Raw genomic sequence first — 23,259 nt, forward strand, 5'->3', positions numbered from 1 at the left:
AATTAGTAAGAACGCACTTTCGGCGGGAATGCCGGGCGCAGCTTCGGTTGCATGTTCACTTCACGACGTGTCATGCTTTCCGATTGCGGCAGATACAGCGAATGGCACAGCCAGTTGGCGTCATCGCGTTCCGGGTAGTCGAAGCGGCTGTGCGCGCCGCGGCTCTCGGTACGGAAGTTGGCCGACACGGCGGTGGAATACGCGGTCTCCATCAGGTTATCCAACTCCAGGCACTCGATGCGCTGGGTGTTGAACTCGCTGGAGGTATCGTCCAGGCGTGCGTTCTTCAGACGTTCACGGATCACTTTCAGTTCTTCCAGGCCCTTGGCCATCGCATCGCCTTCGCGGAATACCGAGAAGTTGTGCTGCATGCAAGACTGCAGCGCTTTGCGAATTTCGACCGGGTCTTCGCCGGAACGGGTGTTGTTCCAACGGTTCAGACGGTCCAGCGAGGCTTCCACGTCGGAGTCGCTGGCGTCACGGCTCACGCCCTGCTCTTCCAGCGATTCCTGCAGGTGCATGCCGGCGGAACGGCCGAACACCACCAGGTCGAGCAGCGAGTTGCCGCCCAAGCGGTTGGCGCCGTGCACCGATACGCAGGCGATTTCGCCCACCGCGAACAGCCCCGGGATCACCACGTCTTCGCCTTTCTCGTTCACGGTCAGCGCCTGGCCGGTCACCTTGGTCGGAATGCCGCCCATCATATAGTGACAGGTTGGGATAACCGGGATCGGCTCTTTCACCGGATCGACGTGCGCAAAGGTGCGGGACAGTTCCAGAATGCCCGGCAGACGGGATTCCAGCACCTCTTTACCCAGGTGATCCAGCTTCAGCTTGGCGTGCGGGCCCCAAGGACCGTCGCAGCCGCGGCCTTCGCGGATTTCGATCATGATCGAACGGGCAACCACGTCGCGGCCCGCCAGATCTTTGGCGTTCGGCGCATAACGCTCCATGAAGCGCTCACCGTGTTTGTTCAGCAGGTAACCGCCTTCGCCGCGGCAGCCTTCGGTCACCAGCACGCCCGCGCCGGCGATGCCGGTCGGGTGGAACTGCCACATTTCCATGTCCTGCACCGGCACGCCGGCGCGCAGCGCCATGCCGACACCGTCGCCGGTGTTGATGTGGGCGTTGGTGGTGGACTGGTAAATACGGCCTGCGCCGCCAGTCGCCAGCACGGTGGCCTTGGCTTTGAAGTAAACCACTTCACCGGTTTCGATGCAGATAGCCGTGGTGCCAACCACCGCGCCGTCCTGGTTTTTCACCAGATCGAGCGCATACCACTCGGAGAAGATGGTGGTGTGGTTTTTCAGGTTCTGTTGGTACAGGGTGTGCAGCAGCGCGTGGCCGGTACGGTCGGCTGCGGCTGCGGTACGCGCCGCCTGCTCGCCGCCGAAGTTCAGCGACTGGCCGCCGAACGGGCGCTGATAGATGCGGCCGTCGTCCAGACGAGAGAACGGCAGGCCCATGTGTTCCAGTTCCAGAATCGCTTCCGGGCCGGTTTTGCACATATATTCGATGGCGTCCTGGTCACCGATATAGTCGGAACCTTTCACCGTGTCGTACATATGCCATTCCCAGTTGTCCTCGTGGCTGTTGCCGAGCGCGACGGTGATGCCGCCCTGTGCGGACACGGTATGGGAACGGGTCGGGAAAACTTTGGACAGCAGGGCACAGGTCGAGCCCGCTTGGGAAATTTGCAGCGCGGCACGCATGCCCGCACCGCCGGCGCCGATTACGACGGCATCAAACTCTCTGACTGGCAGTTTCATTTAAGCACCCCACACTACGATTGTTCCGTACAGTAAATAGACCAGCAACGCGACCACGACAGCCAGCTGCAACACCAGGCGAACCGCCAGCGGCTTGACGTAGTCCGTCAGCACCTGCCACAGCCCGATCCAGGCGTGCACCAGAATCGACAGCAAGGTCAGCAGAGTGAACACTTTCGTAATGGAAGTGGCGAAGAAACCGCGCCAGATGTCATAAGTGAGTTCCGGAGCCGTGACGAAGAAGCCCAGGATATACAGGACGTACAGGGTGATAATGATAGCGGAAGCGCGCAGCAGCAGCCAATCGTGCACGCCGTTGCGCCCTAATGCAGAAACGTTGTTTACCATACGAGGACTCCAGCCAGAACTGACAGCACGACGGTCAGACCGATCGCCACCTGGGCGGAACGGGTACCGGCGGCCAAACTCTCTTCGATGTAGCCAAAATCCATTAACAAGTGACGGATGCCACCGCAAATGTGATAGGCCAGCGCCGTGAGGATGCCCCAGAATATGAATTTGACGATGAAGCTATTCATGATGGCGGCCGCCTGCAGGAACCCCTCTTGGGAAGAGAGTGACAGGCCCAGCAGCCAGAGGAGGATACCCACGGCAACGAAGGTAATTACGCCAGAGACTCGGTGTAAGATAGACGCTATCGCAGTTACGGGGAACCGGATCGTTTGCAGATCCAAGTTGACAGGTCGTTGTTTTTTCACGTATTTGCCCACACAGCTCTTATTATTTTCCTTCCTCCGGGCCTGGGCGGGGATCAGACAGCGTTAAGAGCCTAAAACCCTTACACGTCACGCGCTCAAACATCAACATCCTCTGTGCTCAAACGGCGCGCATTTATAACGCTGGGTGCTCCTACTTCAGGGTAATCCGGAGACCTGGCGGCAGTATAGGAGGATCACATTCTGATTACAATTCTCATACAACCGCTTTGATAACATTTCCCCCGAACAGTGATTCAGATCACGGATTTCACAATTAGTGCAAAATTAATTATCTGATTTGACAAGAGATCAACATTTCCATTACATATAGGGGCACAAACGGTCCTATGATGCGCTATGGGTCAGCAGATACACTTCCCCCCGGGTTCGAGTTGTGCAACAGTGTATTTGACGAACCTATCCCAATAGCCGTTGTTTCCCGCTCGATTTTGCCGGCGTCAAAAAGCAAATAAAGCAAATAAAAACAGATTATTGGGATAGGTTCACATCTCTTCGAACAGCTCATAGGTAAGATTAACAGACTATAACGAATTACTATGAATCGTTAACAACTGGTCACCCGTCTCGTTCGCCTGGTCAGCACTCTGTACCCTACCCGCGCACAGTTGCGCAGTCGCTCACAGAGTTAGCGTCCGCACCATTTTTTTGCGGGCAACCTGCAGAGATTTAAGGTATTTCAGTTGTTAGTGGTTTTTAAAATAAGGCGCTAAGGAGACAGTAAATGACTGATAAGAAAGCGACGCTAACCATTAACGACAGCGAAGCTCCGATCGAACTGGGCGTATTGACACCGACACTGGGCCCCGATGTCCTCGATGTCCGCGCTCTGGGTTCCAAAGGTTATTTCACATTTGATCCCGGCTTTACCTCCACCGCTTCTTGCGAATCCAAGATTACCTTCATCGACGGCGACAAAGGCGTGCTGCTGCACCGCGGCTTCCCTATCGAGCAGCTGGCGAAAGAATCTTCCTACCTGGAAGTGTGCTACATCCTGCTCTACGGCGAGACCCCAACGCCGGAAGAGTTCGAGACCTTCAAAACCACCGTCACCCGCCACACCATGATCCACGACCAGATCACCCATCTGTTCCGTGGCTTCCGTCGCGACTCGCACCCGATGGCGGTGCTGTGCGGCGTGACCGGCGCGCTGGCGGCGTTCTACCACGATGCGCTGGACGTCAACAACGAGCGTCACCGTGAAATCACCGCGTTCCGCCTGCTGTCCAAAATGCCGACCGTGGCGGCGATGTGCTACAAATACTCCCTGGGCCAGCCGTTCGTTTACCCGCGCAACGATCTGTCCTATGCCGGCAACTTCCTGCACATGATGTTCGCCACCCCGTGCGAAGAGTACGTGGTGAACCCGGTGCTGGAACGCGCCATGGATCGCATCCTGATCCTGCACGCCGACCATGAGCAGAACGCCTCTACCTCTACCGTGCGCACCGCCGGCTCTTCCGGCGCCAACCCGTTCGCCTGCATCGCGGCCGGCATCGCCTCCCTGTGGGGGCCGGCACACGGCGGCGCCAACGAAGCGGCGCTGAAAATGCTGGAAGAGATCAAGACCGTCGAGCACATTCCGGAATTCATCAAGCGTGCCAAGGACAAGAACGACTCCTTCCGCCTGATGGGCTTCGGCCACCGCGTGTACAAGAACTACGATCCGCGCGCTACCGTGATGCGCGAAACCTGTCACGAAGTGCTGAAAGAGCTGAACAAGAAGGACGACAACCTGCTGCAGGTCGCGATGGAGCTGGAACACATCGCGCTGAACGACCCGTACTTCATCGAGAAGAAACTGTACCCGAACGTCGACTTCTACTCCGGCATCATCCTGAAGGCGATGGGCATTCCTTCTTCCATGTTCACCGTGATCTTCGCCATCGCGCGCACCATCGGCTGGATCGCCCACTGGAACGAAATGCACGACGAAGGCATCAAAATTGCCCGTCCGCGTCAGCTGTACACCGGCTATGCCGAACGCGATTTCAAATCCCAGCTGAAAAACAAGTAAGCCGCTTTCCCGGCTGAAGCTGCACCGCGCCGCCCCTTCGGGCGGCGTTTTTTTTGGTTATTTCTGGCAGCCCGGGCACCAATAAAACGGCCGCGACGACAGATCGGTACGCACGATCATCCCGCCGCAGCGTTCGCAGGGCTCGCCGCTGCGATGAAACACCTTGAAGCGAAACAGCGCGCCGTGATGCCGGTTGTCATCCGCCTGCCCGCGCGTCTGGTAGGAAAGGCGCGGCACCGCCAGCAATGCGTCCGCCAGGCGACGCAGCGCTTCCGGCGGCAGATCCTGCGGTTTGTGCTGCGGCGCCAGTTCGGCCTGCCACAGGATTTCGGCGCGCAGATAATTGCCCAATCCGGCGAGAAACGCCTGGTCGAGCAGCATGCCGCCCAGCTGCCGGCGGCGAAAACGCGGCGTCAGCAACCGCTCCGCCACATCTTCCACCGTCAACGACATGTCCAACACGTCGGGGCCGATGCGTTGCAAAAACGGGTGCTGCTCTATCTCCTCGCGCGGCCCGACGGTAATGTCGGAAGCGCTGTAGAGCAATATCGCGCTGCGGGCGGTTTCCAGCCGCACCCGCAGATCGCGCCTGGTCTCCGGCGTCTCCCCGGCCGCCGCCACTTTCCACACGCCGTACAGCTGGTTGTGGCTGTACATCGTCAGCCCGTTGGAGAAATGGGTCAGCAGCGCCTTGCCGCGCGGCTCAATGGCGACGATGCGCTCGCCGAGCAGACGCTGGCGGTAGTGTTTCAGCTGGGGAAAAGCGAAATCGACGGCGGTCAACGGCTGATCGATCACCGCCGCCGCCAGTTTGTCCGCCGCCCGGCGAATCTCCGGTCCTTCCGGCATAGACCACTCCTTACGTAGACCCGGCGCAGCGCGCTACGCCGGGGATTTTCTTGATTAATGCGTCGCGCCGCCCACCACTTTCAGATCGTGTTCCACCTGCAAAGCGATGGAAACGGCCAGCTCCAATGCAAACAGCACCGTCGAAGCCGCCATGCTCGGCGCGCCGGGGTGCGCCGCCGCCTGCTCCGGCAGATACGGGATATGGATAAAGCCGCCCTTCACCTCGCGCTGGCCGCTCAAACGGTGTAGCAGGCCATACATGACATGGTTGCACACGTAGGTGCCGGCGGTCTGCGAAACGGCGGCCGGAATGCCAGCCTCGCGCATCGAACTGACCATCGCTTTAATCGGCAAGGTACTGAAATAGGCCGCCGGGCCGCCGGCGACGATCGGCTCGTCCACCGGCTGTTGCCCCTGATTGTCGGGGATACGCGCATCGTCGACGTTGATCGCCACCCGTTCAATCGTGATGTCGGTGCGGCCGCCGGCCTGGCCGATAGCCAGCACCATCACCGGCTGCACCTCGTCGATCGCCGCATTGAGCGCCTCCAGCGCCGCGCCGAACACGCACGGCAGCTGGCGCGCCACGATGCGCGTGCCGACCAGCTCCATATCATTGAGCTGCTTCACCACTTCCCAGGAGGGGTTAAGGCGCTCGCCGCCAAACGGCTCAAAGCCGGTAATCAATACTTTTTGCATCCTTACTCCTACAGGAACATCAGGAAATACAGCAGGAACACGTTAACCAGCAGCAGCAGCACGCCGGTCGGCACCTGCGCCTTGATCACCGCATTCTTGTCCGGCAGCTCCAGCAGCGCCGCCGGCACGATGTTAAAGTTCGCCGCCATCGGCGTCATCAGGGTGCCACAATAGCCGGAGAACATGCCGATCGCCGCCATCACCGCCGGGTTGCCGCCGTGCTGCAACACCAGGATCGGAATGCCGATGCCGGCGGTAACGATCGGGAAAGCGGCGAAGGCGTTGCCCATCACCATGGTCAGCACAGCCATACCGATAGCGTAGACCGCCACGGCGATAAAGCGGTTATCCACCGCCAGATACTCCTGGGTCAAATGCGAGATCGCGGTGCCGACGCCGGCGACGGTAAACAGCAGCCCCAGCGTGGCAAGGATCTGCGGCAGAATGAACGCCCAGCCGATCGAATCCAGCAGGCGCCGCGCTTCCTGCACTGGCTGCAGGGCCTTCTCGTGGGTCATTTTCACCGCGATCGCCAGGCCAATCAGGCAGCCGACGGTCATCGAGAACAGGGTGATCAGCGTCGCATGGTTGCCGCTGCCGAATACCGCGCTTTGCAACGCCGGCACGTTGTTGAACAACAGCACGCCGATCACCGTCACCACCGGGATTGCCAGAGCGGGGATAAACAGCTTGTTGCCCAGGCGCTTGGCGCTGGCCTCGCGCTCCTGCGGCGCCCGTTGATGATAGCTGCCGAGGCGCACACCGCCGAAACCGGCAATCAGGGCCATCACCACCACCACCACGCCAACGATGATATGCAGCATGCGTTTTTCGTTGCTGCCCTCGCCCAGCACGTCGCCCAACAGGCGGTAAGTCCAGTCGCCGACCAGGAACACCAGGCCGTACAGCCCCCAAAACAGCCCGGTGGTGATGCGGCGCGGGTTGGCGCGATCGCGGAAGGACATCACCGCCACAATCAGCAGCACCGCGCCGGCCAGCCAGTAGAGGTATTGTTGCTGGAAGTTCATCGTGCCTCCCCCTTCGCCTGCAGCGCCGCCTGATTCAGCTGCGCCAGCTCTGCGCTCAGCTGCTTATCCATCCGATACAGCCGGAACGCGTGGATCAGGAAAGCGAAAATCGCGGTCGGAATGCCCCACAGCGCGATATGCAGCGGCTCGGTCTGAATGCCGCCGGACTCCAGCATAAAGTTGTGCATGAAGATGATCGCGCCGAAGGCGACGAAGATATCTTCGCCGAAGAACAGCCCGACGTTGTCGGTCGCGGCCGACATGGCACGCAAACGGTGGCGCGTGCGCTCCGGCAGCTCGCCGTAGCGGTTTTCCGTTGCCCCTTCCGCCATCGGCGCCAGCAGCGGCCGCACCATCTGCGGATGCCCGCCCAGGCTGGTCAGCCCCATCGCCGCGGTAATCTCGCGCACGAACAGGTAGACGATCAGCAGACGGCCGGCGGTGGCGCTTTTGATCCTGGCGATCCACGCCTGCGCCCGTTCTTTCAGCCCGTGGCGCTCCAGCAGGCCGATCACCGCCAGCGGCAGCAGCAGGATCAGCGGCAGGTTGCGGGTATTGAGAAAGCCCTCGCCGAGCTTTTCCAGAATGACGTCCAGCGGCATCAGCGCCGCCAGACCGGTGATGATACCGGCGGCGATCACCACCAGCACCGGGTTGAAACGCAATACAAACCCGACCACGATGGCGGCGATGCCAATCAGTGGCCAGAGATTCACGGCCTGTTCCATAGTCTTCCCTCGATATTTTCTAATAGTTTTTTGCTTGTGATGTTGTGTCTTGCTTTATTGCTCCGCGCTAACGCGGATGCCCTGCTGAACAAAACTGTCCCGCAGCTTGCGCGCATACGCCAGCGCATGCTCGCCGTCCCCGTGCAGGCAGACGGTTTCCGCCTGAACGGCGGTCCAGACGCCATCCACGCTGCGCACCCGGTGATGGCGCACCATCTCCAGCGTTTGCGCCAGCGCCTGTTCGTCATCCTCAATCAGCGCCCCCGGCAAACCGCGCGGCACCAGCGTGCCGTCGGCCTGATAGCCGCGATCGGCGAACACCTCTTGCCGGGTGGTCAGACCGAGTTGTTCCCCGGCGCGGATCAGTTCGCTGCCGGCCAGCCCCACCAGCCGCAGCGCCGGATCGACCGCCTGCACCGCCCGGGCGATCGCTTCCGCCAGCGCCGGCTCAACCGCCGCCTGGTTGTACAGCATGCCGTGCGGCTTAACGTGCACCATCACCCCGCCCTCGGCGCGGGCGATCGCCGCCAGCGCCCCGAGCTGATACACCACCTGCGCGTACACCGTTTCCGGCGGCAGCTGCATGCGGGTGCGGCCGAAGTTCTCCCGATCGGGAAAACTCGGGTGAGCGCCGATCGCCACGCCGTACTGCAATGCCCAGCGCACCGACTGACGCATGGTCTGCGCATCGCCGGCGTGGAAGCCGCAGGCGATGTTGGCCGAGCTCACCAGTTGCAACAGCGCCTGGTCGTTGGCGCAGCCTTCGCCGAGATCGGCGTTCAAATCAACGATCATGTAACCCCCAGGCAATCTGTCGAAGGAAGAGATCCTGCTCGGCTTTGGCGCGCTGCGCCTCGGCCAGTGAGCAGAGAACGAAGTGGATCGGTTCGCCGAGACGGATCTGCGCCAAGTGGTAGAGATCGGCCTCGATCACGCAGGCGATACGCGGGTAACCGCCGGTGGTTTGCGCATCGGCCATCAGCACGATCGGCTGGCCGTTGTGCGGCACCTGCACCACGCCGGGCAGCAGGCCGTGCGACAGCATCTCGCGGTCGGTGGTGCGCTCCAGCGGCGTACCGCCGTGCAGGCGGTAGCCCATGCGGTTGCTCTGCGGGCTGAGCTGCCAGGCGGTGCGCCAGAACGTGTCCTGCGCCTCTTCGCTGAACTCAGCGTACTCCGGCCCCGGCAGCGCGCGAATGCGGTTGGTGAACAGCAGTTGCTTCACGCCGCAGCGGTGTTGCGGCAGCACGGTGGATTTGCCCAGCGGCAACCGATCGCCGTCCTTCAGATTACGGCCTTCGTGGCCGCCAAAGGCGGCTTTCATGTCGGTGCTGCACGAGCCCAGCATTTCCGGCACGGCGATGCCGCCCGAGATCGCCAGGTAGCTGCGCATGCCACGTTTCGGCGTGCCCAGCGCCAGCCGCTGCCCCTTTTTCACCGGGTAGCGCCAGCCGGTCCACAGCGGCTTGCCGTCCAGCTGCGCGTCGCAGCCGGCACCGGTCAAGGCGATCCAGCCAGGGCGGGTAAACTCGGCGCTGAACTGGCCGAGGGTGATCTCCAGCCCGGCGGCCTCCGGCGCATTGCCCACCAGCAGGTTGGCGATCTTCAGCGCCGGTTGATCCAGCGCCCCGCCGGTGCTGATGCCCAGGCGGCGGAATCCCTCGCGGCCCAAATCCTGCACCGTGGTATAGATGCCGGCACGCAGAATAATCAGCATACGCCCTCCTTCTGCGGCACGAAGCGCACGTTATCGCCCGGGCGCAGCAGCGTCGGCGGCATTTCATGCGGATTGAACAGCGCCAGCGGCGTGCGGCCGATCAGCTGCCAGCCGCCGGGCGTCACCAGCGGATAGATACCGGTCTGGCCGCCGCCGATGCCAACGGAACCGGCCGCCACCGCCAGACGCGGTTCCGCGCGGCGCGGCGTCGCCAGTTGTTCCGGCATGCCGCCCAAATAGGAGAAGCCCGGCTGAAAGCCGAGGAAATAGACCACGTAGGCCGCCGCCGCGTGGCATTCCACCACCTGCCGCGGTGTCATGCCGGTATGGCGCGCCACTTCATCCAGATCGGGGCCTTGCTCCCCGCCGTAGACCACCGGAATATCCACCTGGCGCGATTCCGGCGTCAGGCTCTCTTTGCTTTCCCAACCTTGCTGCAGCAGCGCGAGCATCGCTTCGGCGTCGGCCTGCGGCGTATGCAGCAACAGCGTCAGGTTGTTCATCCCCGGCACCACTTCCCGCACGTCGGGGTGGTGATTCAGCTTTTCCGCCAGCGCCCAGATGCGCTGCTGGCTCGGTAAGGTCACCGGCGGCGACAGTTCAAGCACTACCGCTCTTTCACCCAACAGGTAATAACGTGCTTGTTGCACCCTTATTCTCCTTATTATTATCGCGATGAAAAACACACCAGTTATGCGTGACGCGGCCCCGGCTGTCAATAGAACGCAACCATAGGGAAAATAAGGAAATAGCGCGATAGAAGGATTCAGCCGGCGCACAGGCCGGGCTGGATCCGGGGAAGAAAAAAATCAGGCGGGATTCGGGATGTCGATAAAGGTCACATCAAAGCCGTGGTGCTGCGCCAGCCAGTCGCCCAGCGCCTTCACGCCGCCGCGCTCGGTGGCGTGGTGGCCGGCGGCGAAGAAATGCACGCCCATTTCGCGCGCGCTGTGAATGGTCTGCTCAGACACTTCACCGCTGATGAACGCATCGACGCCGAAGCGCGCCGCGCTGTCGATAAAGCCCTGGCCGCCGCCGGTGCACCAGGCCACCCGGCGAATGTGCTCAGGCGCGTTATCGCCGCAGTGCAGCACCGCGCGCCCCAGCCGGCTTTCGATACGCTGCTGCAGCGCTTCGCCGGTCAGCGGCTGTTCAAATTCGCCGTGCGGCACCAGCGGCTCGACGTCGCCAATCACCCGAATGCCCAGCGCCTGCGCCAGCTGCGCGTTGTTGCCCAGCACCGGATGCGCGTCCAGCGGCAGGTGGTAGCCGTACAGGTTGATATCGTGGGTCAGCAGCGTTTTCAGGCGGTTGCGCTTCATGCCGCGCACCGCCGGCGCCTCGTTTTTCCAGAAATAGCCGTGGTGCACGATAATCGCGTCGGCCTGATGCGCCACCGCGGCGTCCAGCAGCGCCTGACAGGCGGTGACGCCGGTCACGATGCGCTGCACGTGCGGGCGGCCTTCTACCTGCAATCCGTTGGGGGCGTAGTCCTGAAACGCCGCGGCGTTCAGTTCCGTGTTGATCAGTTGTTCCAGATCGAGGTTACGCATTCTCTTCTCTCTTCATAGTCAAAATGTCTGCCGGTCGCCCTGCGCCATCAGGATGAATTTCACCCCCAGATCGTTGCCCTGCGCCAGCTGTTGCGCAATGGCGGCGCGCGCATCTTCGCCCTGCTTCAGGCTGGGCTTGATGTGGCTGATCACCACCGGCAAACCGTTCAGCGAGCCATCGCCGCCGCTGTACTGCGTCAGGTTCTTCAGCTCCTTCAGCAGCCAGGCCGGCGTCAAATGGCCGTACAGATGTTTATCCTCCACCCCATTAGGGTAAGAGGTTTCGATAATCATGCCCTTGAGCTTCTTCTGCTCGACAAGCGGCCCCAGCGCGCGCCAGACGGTATCGAGATCGCGCGACTGCTCCACCTTATCCGGCCCGGTATCGCCGAAGTAGGCGAAGAACTCGTTGCCGTTGGAAATCAGCAGCATCGACGACGGATAGCGATCGTGGCTGAGCGGGTACATCACGCCGGTCAATCCGGTCAGGCCGAGGGTAAACCGCTGCTGCGGCCGCACCGTTTGCAGCCGGTAGGTGCCCAGCCGCGAGCCGTTGCCGGCGTCGGTAAAGTTCGGCCACGCCTTCCAGTTGAAGTAGTGATTACGTAGGGTCAGCACGGTGTCCGCCTGGGCGTAAACGGTTTTTTTATTGTCCTCGGGTGAGCCGAGGATCAGCCCCGCCACGTGGTCCAGGTGGCCGTGGCTGATAAAGTAGCTGCCGATCAACTGCCGGAACACATAGCCCTGCGGCGTGTAAGGCGCGGCCAGCTCGGGCGTCACCTGCGGGAAACTGCCCTTCTCCAGCCCTTTGGCGATGCCCGGCAGCAGCGAACCGGCGTCCAGCGCCACATACCGCGGCTGATTGTCGCTGCGGATCAGGTAGGAGGTCAGATTGCCGTCGCTGACGCCGCCGTCGACGCCCAGCGCCACCACGTCAAAGCCGGCGATCGCCAGCGCGGAATAGCCGCTCAGGCACAGGGCCAGCACCTTTTTCATCATTGCATCGCTCCTTGCAGTTGCCTCAAGACTCTCCCCGTTTTGCCGCCTCGAACGCCGCCAGCGTCTCCAGCCGGGCTTGCTTATGATCGACGATCGGCAGCGGGTAGTTCAGCGTGCATCGCTGCTTTTCCGCCCAGCGATGGGGATGATGGATGTCATTGTCGGGCACATCCGCCAGTTCCGGCAACCATTTACGGATAAAAGTGCCTTGTGGATCAAAACGTTCACCCTGAGTCGTCGGGTTGAAGATGCGGAAATACGGCGCGGCGTCGGTGCCGGTGGATGCCGCCCACTGCCAGCCGCCGTTGTTGGCCGCCAGATCCCCATCCAGCAGTTGCGACATGAAATAGCGCTCCCCGGCGCGCCAGTCGATCAACAGATCCTTCACCAGAAAACTGGCGCTGATCATGCGCAGCCGGTTGTGCATCCAGCCGGTGGCGTTCAGCTGGCGCATGGCGGCATCGACGATCGGATAGCCAGTCTCGCCCCGCTGCCAGGCGTGCAGCTTCGCCGCGTCATCGCACCAGCGCACCTTGTCCGTCCAGGCAATAAACGGCCGATGGCGGCACAGATCGGGATAGGCCACCAGCAGATGGCGATAGAACTCACGCCAAATCAGCTCGTTGAGCCAGGCGAAGGCACCGCTTTCGCGATCTTCCAGCAGCTGCGGGCATTCGGCGCGCAGGCGGTTGAAGCACTGGCGCGGCGACAGCACGCCGATCGCCAGATAGGGCGACAGGCTACTGGTGCCGGCGAGGGCCGGCAGATCGCGCTGCCGGAGGTAATCCTGCACCTGCTCGCGGCAAAAGGCCCGCAGCCGCTGCAACGCGGCCTCCTCACCGGCGGGATAGCCATCCCCAGTCTCCGCCGTAGGGTAATCGAACGCCGCCGGCGCTTCAGGCATAAGTAACGCACCACCGGCGCGAGTCTTCGGCGCCGGCAGGCAGCTCACGTCGGACTCGGTCAGGCGTTGAAGAAAAGCGTTGCGAAACGGCGTATAGACCTTGTACATCTCGCCGCCGCCGGTGAGTACGCTGCCTGGCGGCAACAGCAGGCTGTCATCGAAACCGTGACACCTCACCCGGCCACTCAACCGCTGTTCCAGCCGCGCATCGCGCCGCCGTTCGTTCAGTTCGTACTGGCGATTGTAAAACAGCGCATCCACCTGCTCTCGCTCGCAATAGTCCGCCAGCCAGTCGATCGACGCGGCAAAGTCCGCACAGGAATGGCAATGCAGCGCAATGCCCTTGTGCGCCAGCGCCTGCTGCACCGCCTGCAGGCTGGCGTGGATCAGCGCCGCCTGCCGCGGCGCCATCTCATGTTGCCGCCACTGCTGCGGTGTGGCGATAAACACCGCCAGCACCCGGGCTTCGGGATCGCTGCAGGCGGCGTGCAGGGCTTTGTTGTCGGTGATACGCAGATCGTTACGCAACCAGACCAGATGCGTGGTCATAAAACTCCTTGTCAATCAATGGCCGTAACGCAAACGCAGCGCCTCCGGATAAGGTTCGAAATAGCGTTGTTCCGCCAGATAGCGATCGGGGTATTCCGCCATGTAATGCTTGAGCAGCGCGATCGGCGCCAACAGCGGCTGCATGCCCTGCCGGTAGCGGTCGATCAGGTGCGCCAGCTCCTGGCGCTGCGCCGTACTGAGCTGACGGCGGAAGTAGCCCTGCACGTGCATCAACACGTTGGTGTGGTTGCGCCGCGTCGCTTTGTGCGCCAACAGCGCCATCAGGCGGCTGCGGTATTCCACGGCGAAGGCCTCCAGCGAATCCCAGCGGTGAATATCGGCGACGAAGCGCCCCAGCTCGCGATACGCCGGCTGCGAATGCGCCAGCAGCGACAGCTTGTAGCGGCTGTGAAACGCGATCAGCCCGCCGCGGGTCAGCCCCTGGCGCCACAGCATGTTCAACTCGTACAGCGCGTACACCCGCTCGATAAAGTTTTCCCGCAGTGCCGCATCCTGCAATCGTCCGTCTTCTTCCACCGGCAGCCACGGCATCTGGCGCAGCAGTTCGGCGGTAAACAGCCCGACGCCGTTTTTACGCGAGTCCTTGCCGTTTTCGCTGTAGACCCGCACCCGCTCCAGGCCGCAGCTCGGTGACTTGGCGCAGACGATATAGCCGCACAGATGCTGCAAGGCCGCCACGCGCTGCGCGGAGAAGCCGCGCATCTCCTCGGTCAGATCCACGCCGGCGTCGTTGCTGTAGCGCATCGCCGGCCACGGTTGCGCCTGCTTCACCAGGCGCAGCGCCGGGCGTGGCGTAGGCAGGCCGATCGCCATTTCCGGGCAAACGGGCTCAAAGCGCACATAGGGCGCCAACTGTTCCACCGCAAAGGCCAGCCGTTTGTGGCCGCCGTCGAAACGCACCGCGTCGCCCAGTAAACAGGCGCTGATGCCGATAGGGATCTTGTCGCTCATACCGCTCTCCCGTGTTGTTGACCGATGAGGAAAGTGTAGAAGAATGGCTTGCCGAATACGACCTTGCGCTTGATAGGGCCGACTATAGGCATAAAAAAACCCTCGCCGCAGGGCGAGGGTTTTCGTGAATCGGCAGTGGCTCAGTAGAAATCGCAGGACGCCAGTTCCGCCTGCTGCAGCCAAACCGGCTTATCGCTGGTTTTTGACCAGACGCGGTGCAGGTAGCTGTAAAAACGCCCGCGATCGCTGCGGAACAGCATCACCGGCAGGGCCAAAATGCCCGCGATAACCACTGCGCTGCGGCGCAGGAGAATCCGATGCAGTGAATAAGCGTGATAGGTCGTAGACATGCGAACCTCCTTAAAAACGCCTGCCGTTGATTTGTCAGGGAAAACGGCGTCGGCGTATCAAATGAACAATCGGTAATTTGGTAACTGGACAAAATTTTAGCGCACTTGATGAAAGTTTACTACTCATCCGACCACTAAATCGCACAAAAAATCGCTAATCGCCGCCGCGATCCGTAATTTTGTTACAGCAAGGTTAATTTTTAACTTACCATGAGTTACATTGTGGTTATTATCTGGTTCATTATTTCCCGCTTACGCCTGTTCTCCCTCCCCCATCAGGGACAATCTCGCCACCGGCCTGATGATTGAAATGCTAAATTTTCGCTGAAATTTCAGCCATTTTTATACTTTTTTTACACCCGCCCGCGCGATTTTTTCATCTTCTTTCTACCCCTCTCCCTACACTGCCTCTATCAAAAACAACACCTCTGGAGGTGTCCCGTGAGTTTCAGCGTTATTGGTGGTGCGCTGTTGGTTCTGCTGCTGTTGGCCTATCTGGTCTACGCCCTGTTTAACGCGGAGGATTTCTGATGGCGGCTTCAGCCTTTTTACTGATCGCCAGCTTCCTGCTGGTGCTTCTGCTGCTGGCCCGGCCGCTGGGCGGCTTTATGGCGCGCCTGATCGAAGGTGAACCGCTGCCTGCGCTGCGCGGGGTGGAAGCCGGCGTCTGGCGCGCCTGCGGCATCCGCGCCACCGAGATGAACTGGTGGCAGTACGCGCTGGCAATACTGGCGTTCAACCTGCTCGGCCTGGCGCTGCTGTTCGCCCTGCTGATGACACAGGGCTCGCTGCCGCTCAACCCGCAAGGCTTCCCGGGCCTCTCCTGGGATCTGGCGCTCAACACCGCCGTCAGCTTCGTCACCAACACCAACTGGCAGGCCTACAGCGGCGAAAGCGCCCTCAGCTATTTAAGCCAGATGGCCGGGCTGGCGGTGCAGAACTTCGTCTCCGCCTCTACCGGCATCGCCGTGGCCTTTGCGCTGATCCGCGCCTTTACCCGCCGCGCCGGCAAGACCGTCGGCAACGCCTGGGCCGATCTGTTCCGCATCACGCTGTATGTGCTGCTGCCGATCGCGCTGCTGATCGCCCTGTTCTTCGTCAGCCAGGGCACGCTGCAAAACTTCCTGCCTTACCTGCACGTCACCACGCTCGAAGGCGCGCAGCAGACGCTGCCGATGGGGCCGGTGGCCTCGCAGGAAGCGATCAAGATGCTCGGCACCAACGGCGGCGGCTTCTTCGGCGCCAACTCGGCGCACCCGTTCGAGAACCCAACCGTGCTGACCAACTTCGTGCAGATGCTGGCCATCTTCCTGATCCCCTGCGCGCTGTGCTTCTCCTTCGGCCAGTTGGCCGGTGAAAACCGCCAGGGCCATGCGCTGATCTGGGCGATGGCGCTGATCTTCGTGGCGGCGGTGGTGGCGGTGATGGTCGCCGAGCTGGCAGGCAACCCGCACCTGAGCGCGCTGGGCGCCGACAGCAACATCAATATGGAAGGCAAAGAGTCGCGCTTCGGCATTCTCGCCACCAGCCTGTTCTCGGTAGTCACCACCGCCGCGTCCTGCGGGGCGGTTAACGCCATGCACGACTCCTTCACCGCGCTGGGCGGCATGGTGCCGATGTGGCTGATGCAGATCGGCGAAGTGGTGTTCGGCGGCGTCGGCTCCGGCCTGTACGGCATGCTGCTGTTCGTGCTGCTGACGGTGTTTATCGCCGGTCTGATGATCGGCCGCACCCCGGAATATCTGGGCAAGAAGATCGACGTTTACGACATGAAGATGACCGCGCTGGCGATCCTGGTCACGCCGACGCTGGTGCTGCTGGGCAGCGCGCTGGCCATCGGCACCGACGCGGGCCGCGCCGGCATCCTCAACCCGGGCGCCCACGGCTTCAGCGAAGTGCTGTACGCCCTGTCCTCCGCCGCCAACAACAACGGCAGCGCCTTCGGCGGGTTGAGCGTCAATACGCCGTTCTACAACCTGCTGCTGGCCTTCGCCATGTTCGTCGGCCGCTTCGGGGTGATCCTGCCGGTGCTGGCGATCGCCGGCTCGCTGAGCGCCAAGCAGCGCCAGCCGGCGGGCAACGGCACCCTGCCGACCTATGGGCCGCTGTTTATCGGCCTGCTGATCGGCACCGTGCTGCTGGTGGGCGCGCTGACCTTCGTGCCGGCGCTGGCGCTGGGCCCGGTGGCCGAGCATTTGCAGCTTTGGTTGGCAAACTAATCGACGTCACAGAGAGAGAATAAGAGATGACTCGCAAACAACGCGCGCTGTTTGAACCGGCTCTGGTGCGCACCGCGCTGATCGATGCGGTGAAAAAACTGGACCCTCGCGTTCAATGGCGCAACCCGGTGATGTTCGTGGTGTATATCGGCAGCATTCTGACCACCGCCATCTGGCTGGCGATCCTCACCGGCCAAACCGACGGCGCCGCCGCCTTCACCGGCAGCGTCGCCCTGTGGCTGTGGTTCACCGTGCTGTTCGCCAACTTCGCCGAGGCGCTGGCCGAAGGGCGCAGCAAGGCCCAGGCGGAAAGCCTGAAGGGCACCAAGAAAACCAGCTGGGCGAAAAAGCTGGCCGGCCCGCGCCGCGACGGCGCCACGGAGAAAGTGGCCGCCGAGAGCCTGCGCAAAGGCGATATCGTGCTGGTGGAAGCCGGCGATACCATCCCGTGCGACGGCGAAGTGCTGGAAGGCGGCGCCTCGGTGGATGAAAGCGCCATCACCGGCGAATCCGCGCCGGTGATCCGCGAGTCCGGCGGCGACTTCTCCTCGGTCACCGGCGGCACCCGCGTGCTATCCGACTGGCTGGTGGTGCAGTGCAGCGTCAACCCGGGGGAAACCTTCCTCGATCGCATGATCGCCATGGTGGAAGGCGCCAAACGCCGCAAAACGCCGAACGAGATCGCACTGACTATCCTGCTGGTGGCGCTGACCATCGTGTTCGTCCTGGCCACCGCCACCCTGTTCCCGTTCTCGCAATACAGCGTGGAAGCGGCCGGCAGCGGCAGCGTGGTCACCATCACCGTGCTGGTCGCGCTGCTGGTCTGCCTGATCCCCACCACTATCGGCGGCCTGCTGTCCGCCATCGGCGTGGCCGGGATGAGCCGCATGCTCGGCGCCAACGTGATCGCCACCAGCGGCCGCGCGGTGGAAGCCGCCGGCGACGTGGACGTGCTGCTGCTGGATAAAACCGGCACCATCACGCTGGGCAACCGCCAGGCTTCGGAGTTCCTGCCGGCGCCGGGCGTGAAAGAGCAAGAGCTGGCGGACGCCGCGCAGCTGGCCTCGCTGGCGGACGAAACGCCGGAAGGCCGCAGCATCGTGGTGCTGGCCAAACAGCGCTTCAACCTGCGCGAACGCGATCTGCAGGCGCTGAACGCCACCTTCGTGCCCTTCTCCGCCCAGACCCGCATGAGCGGCGTCAACGTGCAGGAGCGCATGATCCGCAAAGGCGCGGTGGACGCCATTCGCCGCCACGTCGAAACCAATCAGGGCCACTTCCCGCGGGCGGTGGACGATCTGGTGGAAAGCGTGGCGCGCACCGGCGGCACGCCGCTGGTGGTGGCGGAAGGCGCCCGGGTGCTGGGCGTGGTGGCGCTGAAGGATATCGTCAAGGGCGGCATCAAGGAACGCTTCAATGAGCTGCGCAAGATGGGCATCAAAACGGTGATGATCACCGGCGATAACCCGCTGACCGCGGCGGCGATCGCCGCCGAAGCCGGGGTGGACGATTTCCTGTCGGAAGCCACGCCGGAAGCCAAGCTGGCGCTGATCCGCCAGTATCAGGGAGAAGGCCGTTTGGTGGCGATGACCGGCGACGGCACCAACGACGCCCCGGCGCTGGCGCAGGCCGATGTGGCGGTGGCGATGAACTCCGGCACCCAGGCCGCCAAAGAGGCGGGCAACATGGTCGATCTGGATTCCAACCCGACCAAGCTGATCGAAGTGGTGCACATCGGCAAACAGATGCTGATGACGCGCGGCTCGCTGACCACCTTCAGCATCGCCAACGACGTGGCCAAATACTTCGCCATCATTCCGGCGGCGTTCGCGGCCACCTACCCGCAGCTGAACGCGCTGAACGTGATGCACCTGCACTCCCCCGCCTCCGCCATCATGTCGGCGGTGATCTTCAACGCCCTGGTGATCGTGTTCCTGATCCCGCTGGCGCTGAAAGGGGTGAGCTATAAACCGATGAGCGCCGCGGCCCTGCTGCGCCGCAACCTGTGGCTGTACGGGGTCGGCGGTCTGCTGGTGCCGTTCGTCGGCATCAAATTGATCGACCTGATCCTGGTCGCACTGCACGTCGCCGGTTAACCATTGAGGGAAATGAACATGACTTATTTACGACCTGCGCTGGTGATGCTGATTTTGCTGACGCTGATCACCGGCATCGCCTATCCGCTGCTGACCACCGGGCTGGCGCAGCTGCTGTTTCCGGCCGCGGCCAACGGCTCGCTGCTGTACCAAGGCGACAAGGCGGTCGGCTCCGCGCTGATCGGCCAGAACTTTACGCGCGCCGACTATTTCTGGGGCCGCCCGTCGGCCACCGGCGATTCGGCCTATAATCCACAGGCCTCCGCCGGCAGCAACCTGGCGGCCACCAACCCGGCGCTGGATAAGGCTATCGCCGAACGCGCAGCGCAGCTGCGCCAGGCCAACCCGGCAATGAGCGGCCCGATCCCGGTCGATCTGCTGACCACCTCCGGCAGCGGGTTGGATCCGCAGATCTCGATCGCCGCCGCGCAATATCAGCTGGCGCGGGTCGCGGCGGCGCGTCATCTGCCGCCGGAACAGGTCGCCAAACTGATCGACGACAATACCGATCGGGCCACGCCCAACTTCATGGGGGAATCGGTGGTCAACGTGCTGAAGCTGAACCTGGCGCTGGATGCGTTGAAGTAACGCGCCGTATTCAGCATAGTGATAGGGTTCGGCATGCCGAACCCCTTTTTGCTTGGTAACACAAGGAATTGTCATGGTCGAAGAAGAGCAGCAGCGCCCCGATCCCGATAGCCTGCTGGCGCTGGCCAATGAAAAGCCGCGCGGCCGGTTGAAGGTATTCTTCGGCGCCTGCGCCGGCGTGGGCAAAACCTACGCCATGCTGCAGGAGGCCCAGCGTTTGCGCGCTCAGGGGCTGGACGTGCTGGTCGGCGTGGTGGAAACCCACGGCCGCAGCGAGACCGCCGCCCTGCTCGACGGCCTGTCGCTGCTGCCGCAAAAACGCATCCAGCATCGCGGCCGGCTGGTGCATGAATTCGATCTCGACGCCGCGCTGGCGCGCCACCCGGCGCTGGTGCTGATGGACGAACTGGCGCACAGCAACGCCCAGGGTTCGCGCCACCCCAAACGCTGGCAGGATGTGGAAGAGCTGCTGGACGCCGGCATCGACGTGCTGACTACCGTCAACGTGCAGCATCTGGAAAGCCTGAACGACGTCGTGGGCGGCGTGACCGGCGTGCGGGTGCGCGAAACGGTGCCCGACCACGTGTTTGACGAAGCCGCCGAAGTGGTGCTGGTCGATCTGCCGCCGGACGATCTGCGCCGGCGGCTGCACGAAGGCAAAGTGTATATTCCCGGTCAGGCCGAGCGCGCCATCGAGCACTTCTTTCGCAAAGGCAACCTGATCGCCCTGCGCGAGCTGGCGCTGCGCCGCACCGCCGATCGGGTCGATGATCAGATGCGCGAGTTTCGCGATACCCAGGGGCGCGAGAAAGTGTGGCATACCCGCGACAGCATTCTGCTGTGCGTCGGCCACAACAGCGGCAACGAAAAGCTGGTGCGCATCGCCGCCCGACTGGCGGCGCGGCTTGGCTGCCACTGGCATGCGGTCTATGTGGAAACCCCCAAGCTGCACCGGCTGCCGGAAAACCAGCGCCGCGCCATTCTGCGCGCGCTGCGGCTGGCGCAGGAGCTGGGGGCAGAAACCGCCACCCTGGCCGATCCGTCCGAAGAGCGCGCGGTGCTGCGCTACGCCCGCGAGCATAACCTCGGCAAAATCATCATCGGCCGCCGCAGCGAACAGCGCTGGAAGCTGCGCGGCAGCTTCGCCGATCGCCTCGGCCGGCTGGGCCCGGATCTCGATCTGGTGATCGTGGCGCTGGAGAACGACGCCGCGCAGCCGCCGCCGGGTAAGGAGCACGACGGCCGCAGCTTCAATGAGAAATGGCGCATGCAGCTGCGCGGCTGCGCGGTGGCGGTGGCGCTGTGCGCGCTGATCACCCTGCTCTCGCAGTGGCTGCTGCCGGGCTTCGATCAGGCCAACCTGGTGATGATCTATCTGCTCGGCGTGGCGATCGTCGCGCTGTTCTTCGGCCGCTGGCCGTCGGTGCTGGCGGCGGTGATCAACGTCGCCAGCTTCGATCTGTTCTTCGTCCAGCCCGAATGGTCGTTCGCCGTCAGCGATATGCAGTATCTGCTGACCTTCGGCGTAATGCTCGCCGTCGGCATCATCATCGGCAACCTGACCGCCGGGGTGCGTTATCAGGCCCGGGTGGCGCGCTACCGCGAGCAGCGGGCGCGTCACCTGTACGAAATGTCGCGCGGGCTGAGCCGCGCGCTGACCGTGGCCGACATCGCCAACACCAGCCGCCACTTCCTCTCCAGCAGTTTCCAGGCGAAAACCGTGCTGCTGCTGCCGCAGGAAGACGGCCGCCTGCAACAGATGGTCGGCGAGGAAGGCGGGCTGCTGTCGGTAGATGAAGCCATCGCGCGCTGGAGCTTCGACAAAGGCCTGCCGGCCGGCGCCGGCACCGACACCCTGCCCGGCGTGCCTTACCAGCTGCTGCCGCTCAATACCCCCAAGCAGACCTTCGGCCTGCTGGCGATCGAGCCCAACAACCTGCGCCAGCTGATGGTGCCGGAACAGCAGCGGCTGCTGCAGACCTTCGCGGTGCTTATCGCCAGCGCACTGGAGCGGCTGCACCTGGCGCGCAGCGCCGAAGAAGCCAAGCTGGACGCCGAGCGCGAACAGCTGCGCAACTCGCTGCTGGCGGCGCTGTCGCACGATCTGCGCACGCCGCTGACCGTGCTGTTCGGCCAGGCGGAAATCCTCACGCTGGACCTGGCGGCCGAAGGCTCCAATCACGCCACCCAGGCCAGCCAGATCCGCCAGCAGGTGCTGAGCACCACCCGGCTGGTGAACAACCTGCTGGATATGGCGCGCATCCAGTCCGGCGGTTTCAGCCTGCGCAAAGAGTGGCAGTCGCTGGAAGAGATCGTCGGCGCCTCGCTGCACATGCTGGAGCCGCTGCTCAGCCAGCATCCGATCGTGGTCGAGCTGCCGCCGGAACAGATCCTGGTCAACTGCGACGGCAGCCTGCTGGAACGGGTGTTCACCAACCTGTTGGAAAACGCCAATAAATACGCCGGCGCCGAGGCCACCATCGGCATTCGCGCCCGCACGCTGCCCGAGTGGCTGGAAGTCGAGGTCTGGGATAACGGCCCCGGCATCCCCGCCGATCAGCTGCAGCTGATTTTCGACAAGTTTTCACGCGGCAATAAAGAGTCGGCGATCCCCGGCGTCGGCTTGGGGTTAGCGATTTGCCGTGCCATTATTGAAGTGCATGATGGCCGCATCTGGGCGGAAAACGGCGCCAACGGCGGCGCCAGCTTCCGCTTCGTGCTGCCGCTGGAAAAACCGCCCGAGATCGACGGCGACGCCTTCGATCTGTAATCAACGCAGGGGAAACGTGAGCATAACGCCAACCAACATTCTGATTGTTGAAGATGAAAAAGAGATCCGCCGCTTCGTGCGCACCGCGCTGGAGAGCGAAGGCCTGCGGGTATTTGAAAGTGAAACGCTGCAGCGCGGGCTGATTGAAGCCGGCACGCGCAAACCGGATCTGATCATCCTTGATTTGGGGTTGCCGGATGGCGACGGGCTGAGCTACATCCGCGATCTGCGGCAGTGGAGCGCCATTCCGGTGATCGTGCTGTCGGCACGCAACGCCGAGGAGGACAAGATCGCCGCACTGGACGCCGGCGCCGACGACTACCTCAGCAAGCCGTTCGGCATCGGCGAGCTGCTGGCGCGGGTGCGGGTCGCACTGCGCCGCCACTCCGCCAGCCAGCAGGAAAGCCCGCTGGTGAGTTTTTCAGCGATCACCGTCGATCTGGTGAATCGCCGGGTGCTGCGCAACGACGAAGATTTGCACCTGACGCCGATCGAGTTTCGCCTGCTGGCGGAACTGCTGGCCAACGCCGGCAAGGTGATCACCCAACGTCAGCTGTTGAGCCACGTCTGGGGGCCGAACTACGTGGAGCACAGCCACTACCTGCGCATCTACATGGGCCATCTGCGGCAGAAGCTGGAAGCCGATCCGGCCCGGCCCAAACACCTGCTGACCGAAACCGGCGTCGGCTACCGCTTCATGCCTTAACCCCGGCGG

22 protein-coding genes are annotated in these 23,259 nt (G+C 62.8%); 7 read left to right on the plus strand and 15 right to left on the minus strand.

What is annotated here, in order from left to right; translation table 11 throughout:
• Positions 1–2: 2 nt before the first annotated feature.
• Genes sdhA through sdhC form a run of 3 tightly spaced genes read right to left on the minus strand, consistent with a single transcriptional unit; the run spans position 3 to position 2,500 of the window.
• The gene (gene sdhA / locus ACJ8HN_RS11770; protein WP_015376974.1) at positions 3–1,769 is read right to left on the minus strand and encodes a succinate dehydrogenase flavoprotein subunit; all 1,767 of its coding nucleotides are present in this window, start codon (positions 1,767–1,769) and stop codon (positions 3–5) included.
• Complete coding sequence (gene sdhD / locus ACJ8HN_RS11775) at positions 1,770–2,117, minus strand: succinate dehydrogenase membrane anchor subunit (protein WP_004939891.1); 348 nt, start codon at positions 2,115–2,117, stop codon at positions 1,770–1,772.
• Positions 2,111–2,500, minus strand: coding sequence for a succinate dehydrogenase cytochrome b556 subunit (gene sdhC / locus ACJ8HN_RS11780; protein WP_004939893.1), 390 nt, complete (start codon positions 2,498–2,500; stop codon positions 2,111–2,113). Before sdhC ends, sdhD begins: the two co-directional genes overlap by 7 nt.
• Positions 2,501–3,230: 730 nt before the next feature.
• Here sdhC and ACJ8HN_RS11785 point away from each other — a divergent pair.
• On the plus strand, positions 3,231–4,523 hold the full coding sequence (locus ACJ8HN_RS11785; RefSeq protein ID WP_016928730.1) for a citrate synthase: 1,293 nt from the start codon (positions 3,231–3,233) through the stop codon (positions 4,521–4,523).
• A 57-nt stretch (positions 4,524–4,580) separates the two neighbouring features.
• Here the strand turns inward: ACJ8HN_RS11785 and nei are convergent, their stop codons facing one another.
• The 12 genes from nei to ACJ8HN_RS11845 all read right to left on the minus strand — a co-directional run bounded on the left by nei (position 4,581) and on the right by ACJ8HN_RS11845 (position 14,871).
• A complete protein-coding gene (nei, locus tag ACJ8HN_RS11790) occupies positions 4,581–5,372 on the minus strand; it encodes an endonuclease VIII (protein ID WP_041033904.1) in 792 nt (263 codons plus the stop codon).
• A 54-nt stretch (positions 5,373–5,426) separates the two neighbouring features.
• Positions 5,427–6,071 (minus strand): pyroglutamyl-peptidase I, encoded by a 645-nt coding sequence (gene pcp / locus ACJ8HN_RS11795; RefSeq protein WP_016928732.1) that lies wholly within the window; start codon positions 6,069–6,071, stop codon positions 5,427–5,429.
• Positions 6,072–6,079: 8 nt separating this feature from the next.
• Positions 6,080–7,099 carry a DUF979 domain-containing protein gene (locus tag ACJ8HN_RS11800; RefSeq protein ID WP_094860042.1) on the minus strand — a complete coding sequence of 340 codons (1,020 nt, stop codon included), beginning with the start codon at positions 7,097–7,099 and terminating at the stop codon, positions 6,080–6,082.
• Entirely contained in the window at positions 7,096–7,827 is a 732-nt protein-coding gene (locus ACJ8HN_RS11805; protein WP_015376970.1) for a DUF969 domain-containing protein, read from the minus strand. Before ACJ8HN_RS11805 ends, ACJ8HN_RS11800 begins: the two co-directional genes overlap by 4 nt.
• Before the next feature lie 54 nt (positions 7,828–7,881).
• Positions 7,882–8,622: a 5-oxoprolinase subunit PxpA gene (gene pxpA, locus ACJ8HN_RS11810; RefSeq protein WP_033647161.1), complete on the minus strand. Its 741-nt coding sequence runs from the start codon at positions 8,620–8,622 to the stop codon at positions 7,882–7,884.
• Positions 8,612–9,544, minus strand: a complete 933-nt coding sequence (gene pxpC, locus ACJ8HN_RS11815; protein WP_060426417.1) for a 5-oxoprolinase subunit PxpC — start codon at positions 9,542–9,544, stop codon at positions 8,612–8,614. The genes pxpA and pxpC overlap by 11 nt, the downstream gene beginning before the upstream one ends.
• The gene (gene pxpB / locus ACJ8HN_RS11820) at positions 9,538–10,194 is read right to left on the minus strand and encodes a 5-oxoprolinase subunit PxpB (protein WP_004939909.1); all 657 of its coding nucleotides are present in this window, start codon (positions 10,192–10,194) and stop codon (positions 9,538–9,540) included. The genes pxpC and pxpB overlap by 7 nt, the downstream gene beginning before the upstream one ends.
• Before the next feature lie 159 nt (positions 10,195–10,353).
• The gene (locus ACJ8HN_RS11825; RefSeq protein WP_025301873.1) at positions 10,354–11,097 is read right to left on the minus strand and encodes a type 2 GTP cyclohydrolase I; all 744 of its coding nucleotides are present in this window, start codon (positions 11,095–11,097) and stop codon (positions 10,354–10,356) included.
• An 18-nt stretch (positions 11,098–11,115) separates the two neighbouring features.
• Positions 11,116–12,096, minus strand: coding sequence for an MBL fold metallo-hydrolase (locus ACJ8HN_RS11830; RefSeq protein WP_047568879.1), 981 nt, complete (start codon positions 12,094–12,096; stop codon positions 11,116–11,118).
• 22 nt (positions 12,097–12,118) lie between these two features.
• Positions 12,119–13,549 carry a deoxyribodipyrimidine photo-lyase gene (gene phrB, locus ACJ8HN_RS11835; protein ID WP_308414124.1) on the minus strand — a complete coding sequence of 477 codons (1,431 nt, stop codon included), beginning with the start codon at positions 13,547–13,549 and terminating at the stop codon, positions 12,119–12,121.
• 15 nt (positions 13,550–13,564) lie between these two features.
• Positions 13,565–14,521 (minus strand): YbgA family protein, encoded by a 957-nt coding sequence (locus tag ACJ8HN_RS11840; RefSeq protein ID WP_033647169.1) that lies wholly within the window; start codon positions 14,519–14,521, stop codon positions 13,565–13,567.
• A gap of 140 nt (positions 14,522–14,661) precedes the next feature.
• Complete coding sequence (locus ACJ8HN_RS11845; protein ID WP_004939916.1) at positions 14,662–14,871, minus strand: YbfA family protein; 210 nt, start codon at positions 14,869–14,871, stop codon at positions 14,662–14,664.
• Between the two features lie 441 nt (positions 14,872–15,312).
• Here ACJ8HN_RS11845 and ACJ8HN_RS11850 point away from each other — a divergent pair, with 441 nt between their 5' ends.
• The 6 genes from ACJ8HN_RS11850 to kdpE all read left to right on the plus strand — a co-directional run bounded on the left by ACJ8HN_RS11850 (position 15,313) and on the right by kdpE (position 23,250).
• Positions 15,313–15,402, plus strand: a complete 90-nt coding sequence (locus ACJ8HN_RS11850) for a K(+)-transporting ATPase subunit F (protein WP_016928742.1) — start codon at positions 15,313–15,315, stop codon at positions 15,400–15,402.
• Positions 15,402–17,090: a potassium-transporting ATPase subunit KdpA gene (gene kdpA, locus ACJ8HN_RS11855; RefSeq protein ID WP_193169000.1), complete on the plus strand. Its 1,689-nt coding sequence runs from the start codon at positions 15,402–15,404 to the stop codon at positions 17,088–17,090. Before ACJ8HN_RS11850 ends, kdpA begins: the two co-directional genes overlap by 1 nt.
• A gap of 26 nt (positions 17,091–17,116) precedes the next feature.
• A complete protein-coding gene (gene kdpB, locus ACJ8HN_RS11860; RefSeq protein ID WP_033637460.1) occupies positions 17,117–19,186 on the plus strand; it encodes a potassium-transporting ATPase subunit KdpB in 2,070 nt (689 codons plus the stop codon).
• 18 nt (positions 19,187–19,204) lie between these two features.
• Positions 19,205–19,774: a potassium-transporting ATPase subunit KdpC gene (gene kdpC / locus ACJ8HN_RS11865; RefSeq protein ID WP_033647498.1), complete on the plus strand. Its 570-nt coding sequence runs from the start codon at positions 19,205–19,207 to the stop codon at positions 19,772–19,774.
• Between the two features lie 73 nt (positions 19,775–19,847).
• Positions 19,848–22,544 (plus strand): two-component system sensor histidine kinase KdpD, encoded by a 2,697-nt coding sequence (kdpD, locus tag ACJ8HN_RS11870; protein ID WP_033637459.1) that lies wholly within the window; start codon positions 19,848–19,850, stop codon positions 22,542–22,544.
• Between the two features lie 16 nt (positions 22,545–22,560).
• A complete protein-coding gene (gene kdpE, locus ACJ8HN_RS11875) occupies positions 22,561–23,250 on the plus strand; it encodes a two-component system response regulator KdpE (protein WP_033637458.1) in 690 nt (229 codons plus the stop codon).
• The last annotated feature ends 9 nt before the right edge of the window (positions 23,251–23,259 follow it).

The sequence above is a fragment of the Serratia sp. CY29653 genome (genome assembly GCF_052169255.1).
GTDB classification, from domain to species: Bacteria; Pseudomonadota; Gammaproteobacteria; order Enterobacterales; family Enterobacteriaceae; genus Serratia; species Serratia sarumanii.